Annotated in this window: 19 protein-coding genes; 12 read left to right on the forward strand and 7 right to left on the reverse strand. The window is 72.1% G+C overall.

Annotated features, from left to right (window positions below; translation table 11 throughout):
• Window positions 1-14 precede the first annotated feature (14 nt).
• From AB0A63_RS20420 to AB0A63_RS20430, 3 genes are all read left to right on the forward strand, one after another.
• A complete protein-coding gene (locus AB0A63_RS20420; protein WP_360393437.1) occupies window positions 15-1223 on the forward strand; it encodes a helix-turn-helix domain-containing protein in 1209 nt (402 codons plus the stop codon).
• 125 nt (window positions 1224-1348) lie between these two features.
• Window positions 1349-1819, forward strand: coding sequence for a TraR/DksA C4-type zinc finger protein (locus AB0A63_RS20425; RefSeq protein ID WP_360393439.1), 471 nt, complete (start codon window positions 1349-1351; stop codon window positions 1817-1819).
• Window positions 1820-1870: 51 nt separating this feature from the next.
• Window positions 1871-2836, forward strand: a complete 966-nt coding sequence (locus AB0A63_RS20430) for a universal stress protein (RefSeq protein WP_360393441.1) — start codon at window positions 1871-1873, stop codon at window positions 2834-2836.
• Window positions 2837-2846: 10 nt separating this feature from the next.
• On the opposite strand, the gene AB0A63_RS20435 is transcribed toward AB0A63_RS20430, so the two are convergent.
• Window positions 2847-3341, reverse strand: a complete 495-nt coding sequence (locus tag AB0A63_RS20435; protein WP_360393443.1) for a TrkA C-terminal domain-containing protein — start codon at window positions 3339-3341, stop codon at window positions 2847-2849.
• 113 nt (window positions 3342-3454) lie between these two features.
• On the opposite strand from AB0A63_RS20435, the gene mbhE reads away from it, so the two are divergent.
• The 9 genes from mbhE to AB0A63_RS20480 all read left to right on the forward strand — a co-directional run bounded on the left by mbhE (window position 3455) and on the right by AB0A63_RS20480 (window position 11802).
• A complete protein-coding gene (gene mbhE / locus AB0A63_RS20440) occupies window positions 3455-5743 on the forward strand; it encodes a hydrogen gas-evolving membrane-bound hydrogenase subunit E (protein WP_360393445.1) in 2289 nt (762 codons plus the stop codon).
• Window positions 5740-6204 (forward strand): MnhB domain-containing protein, encoded by a 465-nt coding sequence (locus tag AB0A63_RS20445; RefSeq protein WP_360393448.1) that lies wholly within the window; start codon window positions 5740-5742, stop codon window positions 6202-6204. The genes mbhE and AB0A63_RS20445 overlap by 4 nt, the downstream gene beginning before the upstream one ends.
• On the forward strand, window positions 6201-6638 hold the full coding sequence (locus AB0A63_RS20450; RefSeq protein ID WP_360393451.1) for a sodium:proton antiporter: 438 nt from the start codon (window positions 6201-6203) through the stop codon (window positions 6636-6638). The genes AB0A63_RS20445 and AB0A63_RS20450 overlap by 4 nt, the downstream gene beginning before the upstream one ends.
• Window positions 6639-6643: 5 nt before the next feature.
• The gene (locus AB0A63_RS20455; protein WP_360393453.1) at window positions 6644-8020 is read left to right on the forward strand and encodes a proton-conducting transporter membrane subunit; all 1377 of its coding nucleotides are present in this window, start codon (window positions 6644-6646) and stop codon (window positions 8018-8020) included.
• Between the two features lie 14 nt (window positions 8021-8034).
• The gene (locus AB0A63_RS20460) at window positions 8035-8523 is read left to right on the forward strand and encodes a Na+/H+ antiporter subunit E (RefSeq protein WP_360393456.1); all 489 of its coding nucleotides are present in this window, start codon (window positions 8035-8037) and stop codon (window positions 8521-8523) included.
• Window positions 8524-8529: 6 nt separating this feature from the next.
• Window positions 8530-8799, forward strand: a complete 270-nt coding sequence (locus AB0A63_RS20465; protein ID WP_360393459.1) for a monovalent cation/H+ antiporter complex subunit F — start codon at window positions 8530-8532, stop codon at window positions 8797-8799.
• On the forward strand, window positions 8796-9104 hold the full coding sequence (gene mnhG / locus AB0A63_RS20470) for a monovalent cation/H(+) antiporter subunit G (protein WP_360393461.1): 309 nt from the start codon (window positions 8796-8798) through the stop codon (window positions 9102-9104). Before AB0A63_RS20465 ends, mnhG begins: the two co-directional genes overlap by 4 nt.
• A 219-nt stretch (window positions 9105-9323) precedes the next feature.
• Window positions 9324-10637, forward strand: coding sequence for a VCBS repeat domain-containing M23 family metallopeptidase (locus tag AB0A63_RS20475; RefSeq protein WP_360393464.1), 1314 nt, complete (start codon window positions 9324-9326; stop codon window positions 10635-10637).
• Window position 10638: 1 nt separating this feature from the next.
• A complete protein-coding gene (locus tag AB0A63_RS20480; protein ID WP_360393466.1) occupies window positions 10639-11802 on the forward strand; it encodes an FG-GAP-like repeat-containing protein in 1164 nt (387 codons plus the stop codon).
• A gap of 149 nt (window positions 11803-11951) precedes the next feature.
• On the opposite strand, the gene AB0A63_RS20485 is transcribed toward AB0A63_RS20480, so the two are convergent.
• The 6 genes from AB0A63_RS20485 to AB0A63_RS20510 are packed head-to-tail and all read right to left on the reverse strand — an operon-like array spanning window position 11952 to window position 17577.
• Window positions 11952-13100, reverse strand: a complete 1149-nt coding sequence (locus AB0A63_RS20485; RefSeq protein ID WP_360393469.1) for an ABC transporter permease — start codon at window positions 13098-13100, stop codon at window positions 11952-11954.
• A complete protein-coding gene (locus AB0A63_RS20490) occupies window positions 13097-14290 on the reverse strand; it encodes an ABC transporter permease (protein ID WP_360393471.1) in 1194 nt (397 codons plus the stop codon). Before AB0A63_RS20490 ends, AB0A63_RS20485 begins: the two co-directional genes overlap by 4 nt.
• A 30-nt stretch (window positions 14291-14320) precedes the next feature.
• Window positions 14321-15259 (reverse strand): ABC transporter ATP-binding protein, encoded by a 939-nt coding sequence (locus AB0A63_RS20495; RefSeq protein ID WP_360393474.1) that lies wholly within the window; start codon window positions 15257-15259, stop codon window positions 14321-14323.
• Between the two features lie 13 nt (window positions 15260-15272).
• Window positions 15273-16301, reverse strand: coding sequence for a right-handed parallel beta-helix repeat-containing protein (locus AB0A63_RS20500; RefSeq protein ID WP_360393476.1), 1029 nt, complete (start codon window positions 16299-16301; stop codon window positions 15273-15275).
• The gene (locus AB0A63_RS20505; protein WP_360393479.1) at window positions 16292-16807 is read right to left on the reverse strand and encodes a phosphopantetheinyl transferase; all 516 of its coding nucleotides are present in this window, start codon (window positions 16805-16807) and stop codon (window positions 16292-16294) included. The genes AB0A63_RS20500 and AB0A63_RS20505 overlap by 10 nt, the downstream gene beginning before the upstream one ends.
• A complete protein-coding gene (locus AB0A63_RS20510) occupies window positions 16804-17577 on the reverse strand; it encodes an alpha/beta hydrolase (RefSeq protein ID WP_360393482.1) in 774 nt (257 codons plus the stop codon). The genes AB0A63_RS20505 and AB0A63_RS20510 overlap by 4 nt, the downstream gene beginning before the upstream one ends.
• Window positions 17578-17616 lie beyond the last annotated feature (39 nt).

Raw genomic sequence — 17616 nt, forward strand, 5'->3', positions numbered from 1 at the left:
GGCGAGGTGCCTCGATGACCCCCAAGGGCCGGCGCAGGAGCCGGAAGGCGGACCCGGACGAGCTCGGTGACGCCTGGCTGGCCGCGGTCGCCAGGGACGTGAGTGCCGCGGCGGGTGATGTGCCGGTCGAGCTGCTGGGCGACTTCCTGCCGTTGCTCGCCGACGCCGCCGCGAACGGGCGCCGGCCCCGGCGTTCGGAGCTGGAGGCGGTCGAGGCGCTCGGGCGCCGTGCCGCGGAGCTGGGGGTGTCGGCCGGTACCGCGGTGCAGCTGTACCTGTCGGCGTCCTGGCGGCTGTGGCGGGAACTCCCGGTGGTGGCCCGTTCCACCGACAGCGAGGTCGTGCGTGCCGCCGCCGAGGCGGTGATGCACGCGGTCGCCGACGCGGTGGCGATCCTCGCGGACGGGTACAACTCCGCGCGGCGCCAGATGGTCAGGCGCGAGGAGGCGTTGCGGCGGGAGCTGGTCGACGACCTGCTGCGCGGTGATGCCGACGTCGGTGGCGTCGTGGAGCGCGCGGAACCCTTCGGCCTGGACCTGACCCGGCCGCACCAGGTCGCGCTGGCCGCACCGCGGCGGCGGCTGCCGGACGCCGACGCGGCGACGAGCTCGCTGGAACGCCTCGTGCTGGACCTCCTCGGCGACCGCGACGTCCTCGTCGCGGCGAAGGACGGACTGGTGGTCGTGCTCGCACCGGGGGAGTCCGAAGCGCTGGACCTGGGCTCGCTGATGCTCGCCGAACTCGACCGGTTGCCGCGGGGCAGGCCGTGGCGGGTGGCCGTGGGCCGGGCGTATCCGGGGTCCTACGGCATCGCGCGTTCCTACGAGGAGGCGCGCGAAGCGCTGACGATGGCGGCGCGGCTGCACCTGGACACCCCGGTGATCCGGGCCGAGCAGCTGCTCGTCTACCGCGTGCTGGTGCGTGACCAGCCGGCGATCGTCGACCTGGTGAACGCCGTCCTGGGTCCGCTCCGGAAGGCCCGTGGCGGTGCGGAGCCCTTGCTGGCCACCCTGGAGACCTACTTCGCCACCGGGGACGTGGCGACCGAGACCGCTCGGCAGCTGCACCTGTCCGTGCGCGCGGTCACCTACCGGCTCGGCCGGATCAAGGCGCTGACCGGCTACGACCCCACCGACCCCGGCCACCGGTTCACCCTGCACACCAGCGTGCTGGGCGCGAGGCTGCTCGGCTGGCCGGGCGACGACACCATCGACGGGGCCTGATCAGGTTGCCGACGGTCGGCAACCTGATCACGGACGAGTTGACCGGCCGGACGCGCTGCCGAACCCGGGGTGCGCGGGGCAGAGTTGATGTCAACCGGCCGAAGTCCTCGACGAAGGAGGTTGACGTGCGTCGTGCCATGCACAGCGTGTCGATCGTGCAGACCGCGCAACACAACCGGCTCACCGGCCACCTGCCCGCGTTGAAGGACCGGCTGGAGCGGGAAAGGGCGTTCCGGCGCGAGCAGCTCGCGGAGCTCGACGCACCGGCCCCCCTGCCCGGCGACCACGCCCTGCGCGAGGTGACCGAACAGATCACCGCCGCTGCCAGGATCGCGCTCACCGACATCGAGATCGCCCTCCTGCGCATCGACATCGGTTCCTACGGCCGCTGCCAGACCTGCCACGCGGACATCCCGTTCCGTCTGCTGGAGGCGATTCCGCAGCTGCGGCTCTGCCCGGCCTGCCGGCACGACGACACGGGCGAGCAGTCCCGTCGTGGTCGGCCGGTCAGGCGGCACCGAGCACGTTCCTCCTGGGCTCGTGGCACCACCCGGCCGAACTCATCGGTCTGCCTGACGTCCAGCGGAACCAGGTGACCGGATGACCTCCGCCGAACCGGCTCCTGTTGCACCAGAAGGGAGTGAGCGATGAACTCCGACCACTTGGGACAGCACCTCGGTCACCTCCGGCAGCGGCCCGTCGTGGTCGGCTACAACGGCAAACGGCACGCCCGCGTGGCGCTGGCGTGGGCGGCCGAGGAAGCCGCCCGGCGGCGGGTGCCGCTGGTGGTGATGAACGCCGCGAACTACCCGGGGATGACGCTCGGGCCTGCTCCCGGTCTTCTCGACCCGTCACCCCGCGGGCTGGAAGCCGACGAGGAGGTGACCGCCGCGGGTGTGGCCGAGGCGCGGGCCCTCCAGCCCCGCCTGCACGTGTCGGGCGTGACCCTGGCGACCGCGCCGGCCGACGCGTTGGCCGACGCCGCCGCGAGCGCCGGGCTGCTGGTCGTCGGCAGCCGCGGGTTCGGCCGGGCCCTGTCGGTGCTCCTCGGGTCGGTGGCCTTCTCGGTCGCGGCCCGCGCCCGCTGCCCCGTCGTCGTGGTCAGGTCCGACGGCCGCCCCCGGCCCGCCGGTGCGACACCCGAGGTGGTGGCCGGGTTCGACGGTTCGCCGGAAGCCGCCGTGGCACTGCGCTTCGCCGCGGACCACGCCGCCGCGACGTCGAGCGGGCTGCTGATCGTCACCGCCACGGGCGGGGACGTGTCCGCGGGCGACGGTTCCGACCGGCGGCTCCTCGCCGCGCGGAACATCGCGGAGGAGGGGCGCGAAGCGGTCGGCCGGGCACATCCGCACCTCGACGTCGTCACCGCCGTCGAAGACGGTCCCGCCGAGCGCGTGCTGGTGACCGCTTCTGCGGCGGCACGGCTGGTCGTCATCGGTACCCGTGGTCGCGGCGCGTGGCGCGGGATGCTGCTCGGTTCGGTCAGCCAGCAGGTCGTCGACGGCGCTCGCTGCCCGGTCGCGGTGATCGGCGCCGACCCGCCGGTGGTCGACCTCGTCGAGGTGTGGGGCCGCGACTCGTTCCCGGCCAGCGACCCACCGGCGAACTGGTAGGGCCGCGGACTCAGCCCTGTGCGGCGCCGAGCAGCCTGGCGCGGACCTCCGCGATGTCGGCGCGGTGCCCGACGATCAGGAGCTGGTCGCCGGAGCGCGTCAGCTCGTGGCCCTCCGGTTTCATGACGGTCTGCTCGCCCCGCACGATGGCGACCAGCGTCGCCGAGGCGTGGCCGTCCAGCCCCAGCTCGCTGACCGACAGGGACCGGGCCTCCGGCTCCACGGTCAGCCAGTCGATCGCCACCGCGCCGAACACGGCGGGTGCGTCGTGGTTGCCACCGGCCGGTTCGAAGTAGACACCGGCGAGCACGGCACCGAGCGTCCGCGCCTGGAGCTCGTCGAGCTGCACGGCACTGCTGGCCGCCTCCGCGTCCTCTTCGAACGTGTAGAGGTGACGCGTGCCGTTGTTCTGCACGACGACAGCGACTCGGCCACCGCTCGTGCAGCCGATCTCGAACAGCTTGCCCAGCCCTGGCAAGTCACGCCTGCGCACCGGGACGTCCATGACTCGACATTGGCACAGGCTCTGGTACCGGGCAACACGCGCTCACAGCGGATGCGCACCCGTCTGAGACCCAGTACGGTCGGGAGCGTCCGCCGCCTGCGGAAGGAGTTGCCGTGACCGTGCGAAGCGGAGGCGCGGCACCACCTGACGACGGCGAGACCCGTGCCGAGCCGGCTGCCGACTGGCAGGGGTGGACGGCCTGCGCCGCCGCGGCCGCGGGGTTCGTGCTGTGCCTGCTCGGCTGGCTGGCCGGAGGCGGCGGGTTCTCCGCCCCCTGGGCCCCGAGCCTGAATCTGCGGCTGAGCTTCACCTTCGACGGTCTCAGCGCCCTGTACGGGTTGCTGGCCACCGGTGTCGGCGCCCTCGTCTTCGCTTACGGCACGCGCTACCTGACCTTGCACCTGGAGCACCAGCGCCGATCGGTGGTGGAGCGGTGGCGGTTCTGGCCGTGGATGCTGCTGTTCGCCGTGTCCATGGTGGGCCTGGCGACCGCTCAGGACCTCGTGCTGGTGTTCGTGTTCTTCGACCTGACGGCGGTGTGCTCGTACTTCCTCATCGGGTTCGACCGGGCTGATCGCGAAGCGCGGACCTCGGCGTTGATGGCGTTGCTCGTCACCGTGATCGCGGCCGTGGCGATGCTCGTGGCCGCGGTGCTGCTCTACGCGCGGCACGGCACGTTCTCCATCCCGGAGTTGCTGGCGCACAACGACTCCTCGACGACCACCGCCGTCGCGGGCGCGTTGCTGGCGGTGGCAGCGCTGGCCAAGAGCGCCCAGGTCCCGCTGCACTTCTGGCTGCCCAGGGCGATGGCGGCGCCCACCCCGGTGTCGGCCTACCTGCACTCGGCGGCGATGGTCGCGGCCGGTGTGCTGGTGATCGGCCGGGTGCACCCGCTGCTGGCCCGCACCGAGGCCGTGCTGACCGGCCTGCTGGTCGTCGGGGCGACGTCGGTGGTCGTGGGAGGGGTGCTGGCACTGCGGCGTGACCGGCTCAAGCAGGTGCTCGCGTACTCCACGATCTCGCAGTACGGCTACGTGGTCATGATGTACGGCATCGGGGGAGCCGCGGGCAACGGCGCCGCGGCGTTCTACGTGCTGGCGCACGGCGTGGCCAAGAGCGCTCTGTTCATGACCGCGGGCGCGGTCACCACGGCCACCGGCGAGGACCGGCTGTCCAGGCTGGGCGGCCTCGGCCGCCGCATGCCCGTGCTCGCCGTCGCGGCCGGAGCCGCGTCGGCAACGCTGGCCGCGTTGCCGCTGACAGTCGGGTTCTTCAAGGACGAGCTGTTCTTCACCGCGGCGTTGGAGCACGGACCGATGACCGCTGCACTGGCCGTTCTCGCCGCGGTGCTGACGTTCGCCTACATCGGCCGGTTCTGGACGGCGCTGTTCCTCGGGCCCCGGCGCGGCGAGGTGGTCACCTCCTCCGGGCTGCTCGTCACCCCCGTCGCGATCTTGGCCGTGGTCGCGGTGATCGGTGGTGTGGTGGTGGAACCTTTCGCGCGGCTGGCGGAGGACGCGGCAGGGGTCTCTGCCGGAGAACAGGTCGCCCTGTTCCCGGCCTACCACCTCGACGCGCGCCCGGAGAACCTGATGGCGCTCGCCGCGTGGGGGTTGGGCGGGCTGCTGCTGGCCCTGCCCCGGGTCACGGGCCGGGTGTCGCTGGCCGTGGCCGCGGCGGGGGAGCGGTGGGGACCGAGACGGGCCTACGAGGCGGCGCTGCACGGGCTGGACCGGCTGTCGTCCGTGCTGCACGACCGCGAGGTGCGGGACCTGCGCACCAGCATCGCCGCGGTGCTCGTTCCGGCCGGTGTGCTGATCGGACTGGCGTTCGCGGCCACCCCCACCGCGGGCGCGTACGTCGTCGGCCCGGTCGCGGGGGTCGACTGGGTGATCTTGCCGCTGCTCGGGCTGGTCGTCGTCACGACCGCGGTCATCGCCAGGTCCCGTTCCCGGATCGCCGTGGCGCTGGCCCTGTCCGTGGTCGGCTTCGCACTGGCGGCGCAGTACGCGTTGCTCGGCGCCCCGGACGTCGCACTGGTCGCCGTCGTGGTCGAGACCATGCTGACCCTGGTCTTCGTCGCGGCACTGGCCAGGATGCCCGACGCCCACCCGGTGCGGGACCCGGCCGTCCCGCTGCGCAGGCGACGCCGGCGCGACGCACTCGCGGGTGCCGTCGCAGGGCTCGCCGTCTTCGTGTCGGTGTGGGGCTTCCTGTCCCAGCCGGCACCGGACAGCGTGTCCGCGGAGCACATCCGGCTCACACCGGACGCGCACGGCGGCGACGTCGTCACGGTGATCGTGGCCGACTTCCGCGGCTTGGACACCCTGGTGGAGATCACGGTCCTGCTCGCGGCGGTGGTCGGCGTGGCCACCCTGATCCGGCGCGGGCGGCTGTGGTGAGCCCCGGTGACGACGACGACACCCCGGACTCCGTGGTCCGGGTGGTCGCCCGGCGGCTGCCCGGTCCCAGCGTCGTGGTCGCGGCCGCGCTGATCGTCAAGGGCTACGCCGAGGTGGGTGACGGCTTCGCCGCCGGGGTGATCGTGGCGCTCGCGATCTCCCTGGTCTACGTGGCCCTCGGGGCCGAGGCGGCGGAGTCCGCGCTGCCGTTGCTGCGCCACGCGCCGAAGCTCGCCGTGGGTGGTCTGCTCCTCGCTCTCGCCAGCGGGTTCTTCCCCCTCGCGCTCGGCCGGCCGCCGGTGTCGCACCGCCCCGGCCCAGGAGAACACGTCGTCAAGATCGGCGCACTGGAGCTGTTCACCCCGCTGCTGTTCGACATCGGGGTGTTCCTGCTGGTCGTCGGTGTGCTGACGATCCTGGTGCACCACCTGGCCCGGCCGAGAGGGGAGCGCACGCGGTGATCCTCGCCTTCGCCCTCACCGCCGCCGTCCTGTTCGGTTCCGGCGCCTACCTGCTGCTCAAACGGGACCTCATCCGCATGGTGGCGGGCATCATGCTGATCTCGCAGTGCGCCGTCGTCACGCTGCTCGCGTCGAGCCTGAGCCGAGGTCAGGCGGCGATCGCGGTGCGGCCCGGTGACCTGGTGAGCGATCCGCTGCCCCAGGCGCTCGCGCTGACCGCCCTGGTCATCGGCCTGGCAACGGTGGCGATGCTGCTCGCCCTGGTGCACCGGGCCATCGTGGTCTTCCGGACCACCGAGCAGGACGAACTGGCCGCGACCGAGTCCGAGCACGACGCCGGGCTGGAAGCGGAACGGCGGGCCGAACGCGAGGAGGTCGAGAACGGACCCGACGAGGAGTGGGAGCCGCACACAGAGGACGGGCGGGTCCGCTGATGCTGATGTCGGTCGCGCTCCTCGTGCCGTGGGTGTCGGGTGTCCTGCTCGTCGCGTTCGACGGGCGCCGGCGCGTGGTGACCTGGCTTGCCGTCGTGTCGCTCCTGGTGACGCTCGCCGTGCTGGGCGTCCTCGCCGTCGAGGTGTTCACCGGGGGCGGCAGCGAGGTCGTCACCGGTGGCTGGGCGCCCGGCGTCGGCATCGTGCTGCGCGCGGACGCACTGGGCGTTGCCTTCGCGTGGCTCTCGGTGCTCGTGCTGCTGGCCGGCGCCGCGCACGAGGCGATCGGCCGGGTGCGGTCACGGACCTTCCCCGGTCTGGTCGTGCTGCTCGCCGCCGGGCTGACCGGTCTGTTCGTCACGGCCGACGTGTTCACCTTCTACGTCTTCTTCGAACTGGCCATGACCGCGTCGTACGCGCTCAGCGCCTACGGGGGCAAACGGCGCCAGCTGCGGGCCGCGCTGGTGTTCACCGCGGTGAACCTCCTGGGCTCGTTCATCTTCCTGCTGTCCGTGGCCGGTGCGTACCGGGTGACCGGAACCCTCGCGATGGACCAGGTCGCCCAGCGCATGCTGACTGTGAACCCCAACGCCGCGATCCTCATCGCGGCCGGGTTCTTCATCGCGTTCAGCGTGAAGCTGGGCCTGTTCCCGTTCCACTTCTGGCTGCCGACCGTCTACGCCGGCTCCCGGCCGGCCGTCGCGGCCATCCTCAGCGGTGCGGTGGCGAACATCGGCGCCTACGGCCTCCTGCGCTTCGGCGCCGGGATCTTCCCGGAACAGCTGCGGCTGACGGGAGTGGCGCTCGCCGTCCTGGGTGCCGTGTCGATCGTCTACGGCGGGGTGCTGGCCATCGGTCGCGGCGACACCGCCGAGATGCTGGCCTACTCCGCGATCGGACAGGTGGGGTACGTGCTCGTCGCCCTGGGGGTGGGCGGACCGGTCGGGCTGACCGCCGCGGTGCTCTACAGCGTGGTCAACTCGCTGAACAAGGCGTTGCTGTTCTTGGCCTCCGGGACGCGCGGGCCGCTGGTCGCCGCCGCGTTCGCGATCGGGGCCCTCAGCGTGGCGGGGGTGCCGCCCACAGCGGGGTTCGTCGGCAAGCTCGAACTGTTCCGCACCGGGGTCGTGGCCGGCAGCGTCGCGCTCGTCGTGCTCCTCGTGGCCGGCAGCGTGCTCTCGCTGGTGTACCTGTTCCAGGTCTACCAACGCCGCTTCTGGCGCGAAGGTCCGCCGCCGGCCGGTGCGCGCAGCCCGTTGCCGCAGCGGCTGATCACCGCCGTGCTGGCCCTGCTCGTGCTGGCCACCGGCCTGTGGCCGGAACCGCTGCTCGCGCTCAGCGGTCAGGCGGTCGACGCTCTGCTGGCCGGTGCCCCGGGATGACGAGGGAGGTAGGGATGCTCGCACTGCTGGTCCGTGTCGTCGTGCTCACCACGATCTACCTGCTGGTGCTGACGAGCCTGCATCCGGGGGACGTCGCCACCGGCCTGGTGCTCTCGACCCTGGTGGTGGTGGCAGCCGCCAGGGTGAGCTCGTCGCAGTCGGCGCCGAGCTCGTCGTTGCCGCGCAGGCTGGCCGGTGTGCCGGCGCTGATCGGAGGGACGGTCGTGGACCTGGCGAAGGGCACGTGGGACACCGTGCGGTGCCTCGTCGGGCGAGGTCTGCCGCACGGTGGCCTCGTCGAGGTGCCGATACCGCCCAGCGGGCCGGCCGCCGCGGCGGCCTGGGGGATCAGGGTCGGGTTCGTGCCGGACACCGTCGTCGTCGAGATCGACGAGCGGAAGGGGACGATGTTGTTGCACGTGCTCGACGCGCGTGATCCCGATGCCGTGATCGCCGCGCAGACCGACTCCTACGAGCGGCGCCAGCGCCGCGTGTTCCCCTGACCGCCCATGCCTGCCTTCGTCATCGTCCCCGCCCTCATCTGGGTGACACTGCTGCTGGTCGCCGGCGGCCTGGTGCTGGCCCGCGCCCGTGACGTGCTCCAGCGGATCGTCGCACTCGACCTCCTGGCGGTGGTCGTCATCGCGTTGCTGGCCCTGCTGAGCTTCGTGAGGGACCAGCCGTACTACCTCGACGCCGCGGTGGCGCTCGCCCTGATGTCCTTCGTCGCCACCGTGGCCACGGCTCGGTACCTCGACAGGGGAGGGCCGTTCGGATGATCTCGGTCGTGCTCGACGTGGTCGGCGGTGTGCTGTTGCTGCTCGGTCTGGTGCTGCTCACGATCAGCCTCGTCGGCGTCCTGCGGCTGCCCGGCACCTACGGCCAGCTGCACGCCCAGGGGTTGGCCACCGGTCCCGGTGTGATCGCGATCCTCGCGTCCTCGGTCGCGACCGAGGACGCCGCGACGATCACCTTCGCCGTGCTCGCGATCGTGTTCATCGCGCTGACCTCGCCCGTGTCCAGCCACGCGATCGCCCGCGCAGCCCACCGCCGTGGTCAGCGGCGGGGCGACCAGGGGGACTAGGGCCTGCGTAGAGGTAGGTCAGAGCCTGACGCTGTTTGCAGGTCTCGAGGTCGAAGGCCTTGCTCGTCGCCTTCGGCGTTCTGCGGGACGTCACCGTGATCGACACGCGTGGTCGCCCGTGGACCGGCTGAAGTCCGCCATCTGCCGCGTGTAGGGTCCGTGTAGGTCATTTCCGTGTAATCCAGGGATTCATCTCCCGGAAGAAACGGAAATTGCGCGATGTTACTCAGAATCAGCAGCGCGGTCGCCGGCGTCACCGCCACCGTCGCCGCGCTGGTGCTCGTGCCCACCACCGCCCAGGCCGCCGCTCCCGCACTCGAGCTGCCGTTCATCTGCGGCACCTCGTGGGTGGGCAACTCCGGTGCCAGCAGCGCGCACCGCAACAACGAGATCGACTGGAACATGTCCGGCACCTCGGGCAACGAGGACCTCGGTGAGCCCGTGCTCGCCGCGGCGGCGGGCACCGTGAGCGCGGAGGGTGGCGAGACCTCCGCCTACGGCAACTACCTGGAGATCGACCACGGCGGCGGCTATTCGACGCTGTACGCGCACCTCGACAAGAAGTCGGTGCACGACGGCGACACCGTGCGGCAGGGCCAGGTGATCGGCACGGTCGGCAACACCGACGGCAACACCTCGGGCCTGTCCGCCCACCTGCACTTCGAGTTCCGCAACCGGGGAAGCGGCCAGAGCTATCCCGACTACATCCGGCCGGCCTCGTTCCACGGCGACCCGTTCGACTACGCCGGCGGCACCGAGACGTACGTCAGCCAGAACTGCGGCACGGTCAACCGCGCGGCCAAGAGCGTCAACGGCGACAGGTACGACGACGCGGTCGGCATCGACCCCTCCGGCAACGCGTGGCTCTACAAGGGCAGGGCGGGCGGGGGCTTCGACGCCGCTGTCCAGATCGGTACCGGCTGGAACGACTTCTCGCGCATCGCCGTGAACGACTCCAACGCCGACGGCTGGGCCGACCTGTTCGCAATCCGCGACGGCTCGCTGCACTACTGGAACAACCGGGGCGACGGCACGTTCGCCGTGGCCCGCGTGATCGGCCCCGGCTGGAACGCCTACGAGTACGTGTCCTTCGTGGACATCAACGGGGACAACAAGACCGACGTCCTCGCCCGCGACGGCGGCAAGATGTACGTCTACACCGGACAGGGCAGTGGCGCGTTCTCCGCGCGGTCGCTGCTCGGCGAGGGCTGGTCGGGCTACGCCCGGCACACGGGCGGTGACGCCGACGCGGACGGCGACGGCGACATCTGGGCGACCAACGGTTCGGGCGAGCTCTTCTTCTGGCGCAAGGACTCCGGCGGCTACGCGACGGGCGAGCAGGTCGGCAGCGGCTGGAACGGCTTCCGCCAGGTCGTGTCGATGGACGTCAACGGCGACGCGAAGGCCGACCTCGTGGCCATCCGCACGTCGGACAACACGCTCTGGCAGTGGCTGGGCGGCGGCGCGGGCAGGTTCGGCAGGGCGACGCAGATCGGCCACGGCTGGTCCGGCTTCGACCTGGCGGTGAACTGACGTGCGCATCCTGCCCGGACTCCTGGCCACGGCCGCCGCTCTGACCTGTTTCGCCCTGCCCGCTCAGGCCGCCGGTGACATCGACCTGTGCGTGTCCAACGGCCGCACCGCCGGGTTCACCGGTGAGAAGCTGGTCGTCGCGGTGGCGGTCGGCATGGCGGAGTCCCGGTGCGACCCGCTCGCCCGGTACGTGAACAGCGACAGCCACAGCTCGGTCGACCGCGGCCTCTGGCAGATCAACGACTACTGGCACCCCGAGGTCAGCGACTCCTGCGCCTACAACGCCGCGTGCAACGCGCGGGAGGCGTACCGGATCTCCGACCAGGGCACGGACTGGACGCCGTGGTCGACCTACAAGTCCGGCCGCTACAAGGAGTTCGTGGACGACGCCCGCGCGGCCATCGGCTCTCCACCGGCGCCAGTGCTTGCGTCCAAGAGCGTGAACGGCGACAAGTACGACGACGCGCTGGGGGTGGACCCGAACGGCAACGCGTGGATCTACAAGGGCCGTGCCGGCGGCGGGTTCGCGGCCGGCGTGCAACTCGGCGTGGGCTGGGGGAAGTTCACCCGGATCGGCATCGGCGACTCGAACGCCGACGGCTGGGCGGACCTGTGGGCCATCAGCAACGGCACGCTCTACTACTGGAACAACCGCGGCGACGGCACCTTCGCCGCGGCGGCGACCGTCGGCACCGGCTGGGCGTCCATGGAGAACGTCGCGTTCGGCGACGTGAACGGCGACAACCGAACCGACATCCTGGCCCGCGACGGCGGCAAGATGTACCTCTACGTCGGCCGCGGCAACGGCAGGTTCGCCGAGCGCGACCTCGTGGGTGCGGGCTGGGCTTCGCTGTTCCGGCACACCGCCGCGGACGCCGACGGGGACGGTGACGGCGACATCTGGGCGACCGACACCGCCGGTGAGCTGTTCTTCTGGAAGCGCAGCGGCGCCGACTTCGCCACCGCGGTGCAGGTCGGGCAGGGCTGGAACGCGTTCCGGCAGATGACGTCGATGGACGTCAACGGCGACGGCAAAGCCGACCTCGTGGCCATCCGCACGTCGGACAACACGCTCTGGCAGTGGATCGGCACCGGGACCGGCGGGTTCGGCGTCGGCACGCAGATCGGGCACGGCTGGACCGGCTGGGACCTGGCGGCGAACTGACGGCGTGAGGCCGGCACCCCTCGCGGGGGCCGGCCTCACGCCGTGCCCGCGGCACCTGGTCGACAGGGCCGAACCGGCGCAGGCCGGCCAAGATCCGGGCCACCCGTTCGCCGGGAGCGTCCCGGTGCCCGGGGCGACACCCCACCCGCCTACACCGACGCCAGCGCCCGTCGCTGGAACACCACCAGCGCGACGCCGAGCACCACCACCGCCATGCCCGCCAGGACCCCGGCCTCGACCAGGACCGACCCCAGCCCCGCCGACGGACGGGACAGGGTGAGCAGCGCGTCCATCGCCCACGAGTGCGGGAACAGGTAGCCGATCGTGCCCAGCACCTCGCCGGCCACCTCGCGCGGCCACAGGCAGCCGCCCAGCATGCCCAGCACGATGCCGACCGGGGGACCGATGGCCGGTGCCTGCTGCGGTGAGCGCACCAAGGCGCCGACCAGCATCGCGGCGCCCGTGGCGATGAGGCAGAACAGTGCGACGACCACGCCCACGCCCAGCGGGTCGCCCCACCGCACGTCGAACAGGAACCGGCTCACCACGATGATCAGCAGGGACTGCGCGAGCGCCACCGCGAACCGGCTCAGCGCCTCGCCCAGCAGCACCTGGCTCCGCCGCACCGGTGCGGCCAGGGAGCGGCGGACCATGCCGATGCGGCGGCTCTCGACCAGTGCGGCGGCGACGGCCATCGAGTTGACGAACGTGAACAGCAGCAGGTTCGCGGGTGCGGTGTAGGCGAAGCCGGTCGGTTTGGCGGGCTCGTCGCCTCCTGTCGAGGCGACGGTGACGGCCACCGACTCCTCCTTCGCCTTGCGCACGTACTGCTCGGCCTGCTCCGATGACGCGCCCGCCGCCCGTGCCGCACGGGTCGCCTCCAGCACCGCCGCCACCTTGCCGACCGCCACGTCGATCTCGCTGCGCGCGGCCATGCCGCTGCCGCTGGTCTGGGTCATGACCAGTTCGAGCTCGGTGTCGCCCGGTGTCACGACCAGCCCCGCGGCCAGCTCGCCGCGGCGGACGTCGTCGCGGACCTCCTGCGCGGACTCCGCTCGCCGCACCTCCAGCGCCTGGTCGGACTCCAGCTCGGCGACCACGGCCGCCGACACCGGGTCGGAGGTGTCGGCGACCACGGCCACCGGCAGCTTCGCGTCCGCCGCGTCGCCACCCAGGGCCAGACCGACGAACACGATCGTCACGAACGGCATGACGACGATGAAGAACATGCCGACCTTGTCGCGCAGCTGGCGCTTCAGGTTGGCCAGCACCAGCGCGGTGACGGGACGGGGACTCATGCGAACCTGCCCTTGCGGAAGCCGAGCAACGCCACCGTGCCCGCGACGACGCCGATGCCGGTGACCACGGCGATCGGCACGAGCACGGCGGACGGTCCCGCGCCGGTGCCCGCCAGTTCCGACAGGCCCGCCGACACCCACCCGTTGGGCGTGATCAGCGAGATGCCGCGCAGCCACTCGGGCAGGTTGTAGACGGGCACGATGCTGCCGCCCAGGAACGCGAACACGAACGCCACGCCGAGCGTGTAGCCGTCGGCCTGCGCATCGGTCTTCGCGCGGCTGGCCACCAGCATCACGATCGCTGTCGCCGCGAACACGTGCGCCAGCAGCAACCCGAACACCCCGAGTGGGTTGCCCCAGCTCGCGCCGAAGATCAGCACGGACGACAGCCAGGTCGCGCACATGCTGACCAGCGCCAGCCCGAACCCGACCGCGCTCTTGCCCACCAGCGCCGTCCACAGGGGCACCGGGGCGGCGCGCATCCGGTCGAGCGTGCCGTTCTGCCGCTCGCTGAGCAGGCTGCGGGCGGTGGTGCCGACGACGAAGAACGCGAACATCACCGCCATGCCCGCGCCGTAGTGCACAGCCAGGTCGACCCGCCCGCCCGCGACCGGGTCGCCGACCAATGACAGCGCCGGCCCGGCCTTGCCGTTCTCCTCGACGAACAGCTGCACCCGGTCAGCGGGCACGCCCGCCTCCAGCGAGGCGCGCACGGCCAGCGTCCTGGCCTCGACCAGGGCCGAGATCCGGTCGACCATGCTGCGCGCCACCACACCCGCCAGCGGCGACTCGGGTGACTCCAGCACGGCCACCTGCCCGCCGCGGCCCGCGCCGACGCCCTCGCTGAACCCGGCGGGGAACACGAGGGCCGCACCCGACTCGCCGCCGTCGACCGCACGGCGCGCCGCGGCCTCGTCCGGGTACTGGCGGAAGGTCAGCACGCCCTTGAGCTCGTCGGTGTTCAGCGCCTCGCGCTGCACGCTCGCCGGGAACTCACCGCCGTCGAGGTCGACCACGCCGATGGTCGCCTTGAGCGGCGGGTCGTCGTCACCGCCCAGCGCCAACCCGAACATCGTCGCGAGCAGGATCGGCGCGACGAGCGCGATCAACGGCGCCGTGCCGTCCCGCAGCCGCGACCGCAGCTCATGGCCGCCCACGACCAGCAGGGCACGCAAAGTGCTCTTACCCAAGGTTTTCGCCCATCCCTAGCCCGGTCCGCGTCAGTCCCGCAGGGTGCTGCCGGTGAGGTGCAAGAACGCCGCTTCGAGGTCGGGTTCGACGACCTCGACACCGGTCACCGCTCCCGCGTCACCGACGGCGGCCAGCAGCGCGGGCAGCAGGTGCCGCCCGTCGGCGACGAGCAACCGGATCGACGACGACCCGGTGACCACCGCCTCGGACACGCCTTCCACGGCACGCAGCTTCTCAGACGCCGCGGTGACGTCACCGTCCAGCGTCAGCTCCACCCGGTCCGTGCCGCCCAGTTCGGCGACGAGCTCGCGCTTGGTCCCGTCGGCGACCACGCGGCCCTGGTCGATGATCCCGACCCGCGTGCACACCCGCTCCACCTCCTCCATGTAGTGGGAGGTGTAGAGCAGGCTCATGCCCTCGCCGACCAGCGCCTCGACGCGGTCCAGGATCGCGACACGGCTCTGCGGGTCCACGCCGACCGTCGGCTCGTCGAGGATGAGCAGGCGCGGCCGGTGCAGCAGGGCGACGGCGATGTTGGTGCGCCGCTTCATGCCGCCGGAGTAGGTGTCCACCTTGTCGTCACCACGACCGGTCAGGCCGACCAGGTCGAGCACCTCGCCGATGCGCGAGGTCAGCTCACGCCGCGGCAGGCCGTGGAGCCTGCCGAAGTAGCGCAGGTTCTCCTTGGCGGTCAGCTCCGGGTACAGCGCGATCTCCTGCGGCACGTACCCGATGAGCCGCTTGGCGGCTATCGGGTCCTCGTCGACGTCGATGCCGCCGACCCGCACCGAACCCTCGTCCGGGCGCAGCAACCCGACGAGCATGGAGATGGTCGTGGTCTTGCCGGCCCCGTTGGGACCGAGCAACCCGTACGCCTCCCCCTCGTCGATGTGGAAGCCGACCCGGTCGACCACCGTCTTGTCGCCGTAGCGCTTGACCAGGCGCTCGCACACCAGCGCAGGCGTCATGTCGTCCTCTCGATCAAGATCCGCACCCGTCGATCCGCTCCGGCTGGGAGGCGCCCACCACGTTGTTGCGGAAGCGCTGGTTGCCGGGGTCGGTGCCGATCTGCAGGTCGAACGGGCTGTTGCCGGTGATGGTGTTCCACTCGAAGGAGTTGTCGGTCGAGTCGGAGCCGCCCCAGTCCGCGGACGAGGCCAGCACCAGCGCGGCGCCCATGACCGACGGACCGGTGGGTTCGTTGCCGTGCAACCGGTTGCCGACGACCGCGACGCGCTGGACGCCGATGGCGGCGATGCCGACGCCGGAGATCGGCGGTCCGGCGAAACCGAGCACGCCGGGCTCGTCGCCACCGGAGGCCAGGGTGTTGCCGGTGATGTCGTTGTCCGCGACGAGCACGTCGGCGACGCCGCCGGGCAGCTCACCCTCGTAGGTCTGGTGCAGCAGCAGGACGCCCGCCGCGTTGCCGTGGCAGCGGTTGCGCAGCACCCGCGCGCGACTGGAGTTGTCGACGAACACGCCGAACGCGTTGGCGGTGCTCTCGCTGTCGGCGATCACCGCGTCGGCGGCCGGGCAGAACGCCAGCGCGATACCGCCGTACTGGCTGCCCTCCGCACGGCAGCGCAACACCTCCACCGCGGCCGACTCGCGCACGTACAGGCCCCACACCGCGTTGCCGGCCGACTCGACGTCGACGAGCCGCAAGCCGGTGGCGGTGTGCGCGTAGACGCCCGCCCCGGAGAAGCCCCGCACGGTCAGGCCCTCGACGGTCACACCGGACACGTCGTGCACGGTGATGCCGCTGACCACGTCGGCGGGCGCGTCGTGCAGTGCCGGCACGGCACTGGGCGCGACGGCGCCGGGCACGATCACCGTGCGGCCGGCGCCCGCGCCGATGAGCGCCACGTCCGGGCGGCTGATCACCAGGCTGCCCTCGTAGGTCCCCTCCGCCAGGCGCAGCACCGCGCCCGGTGCGCAGCCGTCGAGCGCTTCCTGGACGGAGTCCCCCGGGTGAATGCGGACTTCGGTCGTGACCTCGGTCACGGACATCGCAGCGCTCCTCTCGGCGTGGCGATCAGTATGGCAAGGGCGACGATCAGGTCACCGCGGAAACCCCACCGGGCCATGCCCGCGACGGCCGCGCCGTCGCCGGGCTCCGCGGACCGCTCGGTGAGCCGCGCCAGTGCGGCCGAACCGCTGGCGCCGAACACGGTGTAGGCGCACCGCTCGGTCATCGAGACCCTGGTGGCCGCCTCGACCTCGGGCACGGCGGCGGCCAGCAGCGCGTCCGCCCACTCCGCACCGGGCGGCGGCGCCTCGCCGCACGCCTCGAAGTCGTGCCACGAGAACCCGCGCGGCCGGCCGCCGACCGCCTTCACGAGGCACTCCTTCACCGCCACCGCGGCCGCGGTGGCGAGGCCGGGGTCGGCGTGCAGGTCCCGCTCACCGGGGGAGGCGACGTGCCGGGTGTAGGCGGGCCCGCTGTAGGACATGGCGCGGGTGACCCTGGCGACGTCGACCACGTCCACCCCGAACAGCATCGGCGGCGCGGTCACCCGGTGACCTCGCCGAGGAACCGCAGCAGCTCGGCGGTGTAGACGTCGCCGCGCTCGATCATCGGGATGTGCCCGCAGTCCTCGACGGTGACGAACTCGGTGTTCGCGTGCCGTGGCACCAGTTCGAGCCACGGCTCGATCGGCGTCATGCGGTCGTGGCGGCCCCAGACGTACAGCGACGGGCAGGTGACCTTGTCCATCGCCGGGTCGACCCGGTAGGTCCTGGTGGCGCGGATGCTGCGGGCCATCGCGACCATCGCGGAACCCTGGCGCAGCAGCTGCGCGGTCGACTCCACCTGCTCGTCGGTGAACAGCGGCTCACCGTGGAAGAGGGCGGCCAGCATGCGGTCGCGGAACTGCTCGCCCTGCAACCGCACGTCGCCGCGCCGGTCCATGTTCAGGCCCACGTCGGGGTCGGCGCTCAGGCCGGGCGCACCGCTGACCGCGATGGCCTTCACCCGGTCAGGAAAACGGCCGGCGAGGTCGATGGCGACCAGACCTCCCAGGGAGTTCGCGCAGACCACGACCTCCTCCGCGCCGGCCGCGTCCACGGACTCCATCAGGGCGTCCCCGAGGCGTTCGATGGAACCCGCGATCTTCGCGTCCACGCCGCAGATGGGCTCTTCGGTGCGCAGCACCGGCCACCCGGCGTCGGCGAGGGCGGTGAACGGGTGGTCCCAGATCCAGCCACCCGCGAACAGGGCGGACATGAAGGCCACCAGCGGTCGCCCGCCCGCCGCGGGCCGGTGGTCGGCGGTGAAGACCGTCATCGGGCAGCTCCTGGCATCGTCAGAACAGAGCGTCGGAAC

Source organism: Lentzea sp. NPDC042327 (assembly GCF_040647275.1).
In the GTDB taxonomy this organism is placed as follows: domain Bacteria; phylum Actinomycetota; class Actinomycetes; order Mycobacteriales; family Pseudonocardiaceae; genus Lentzea.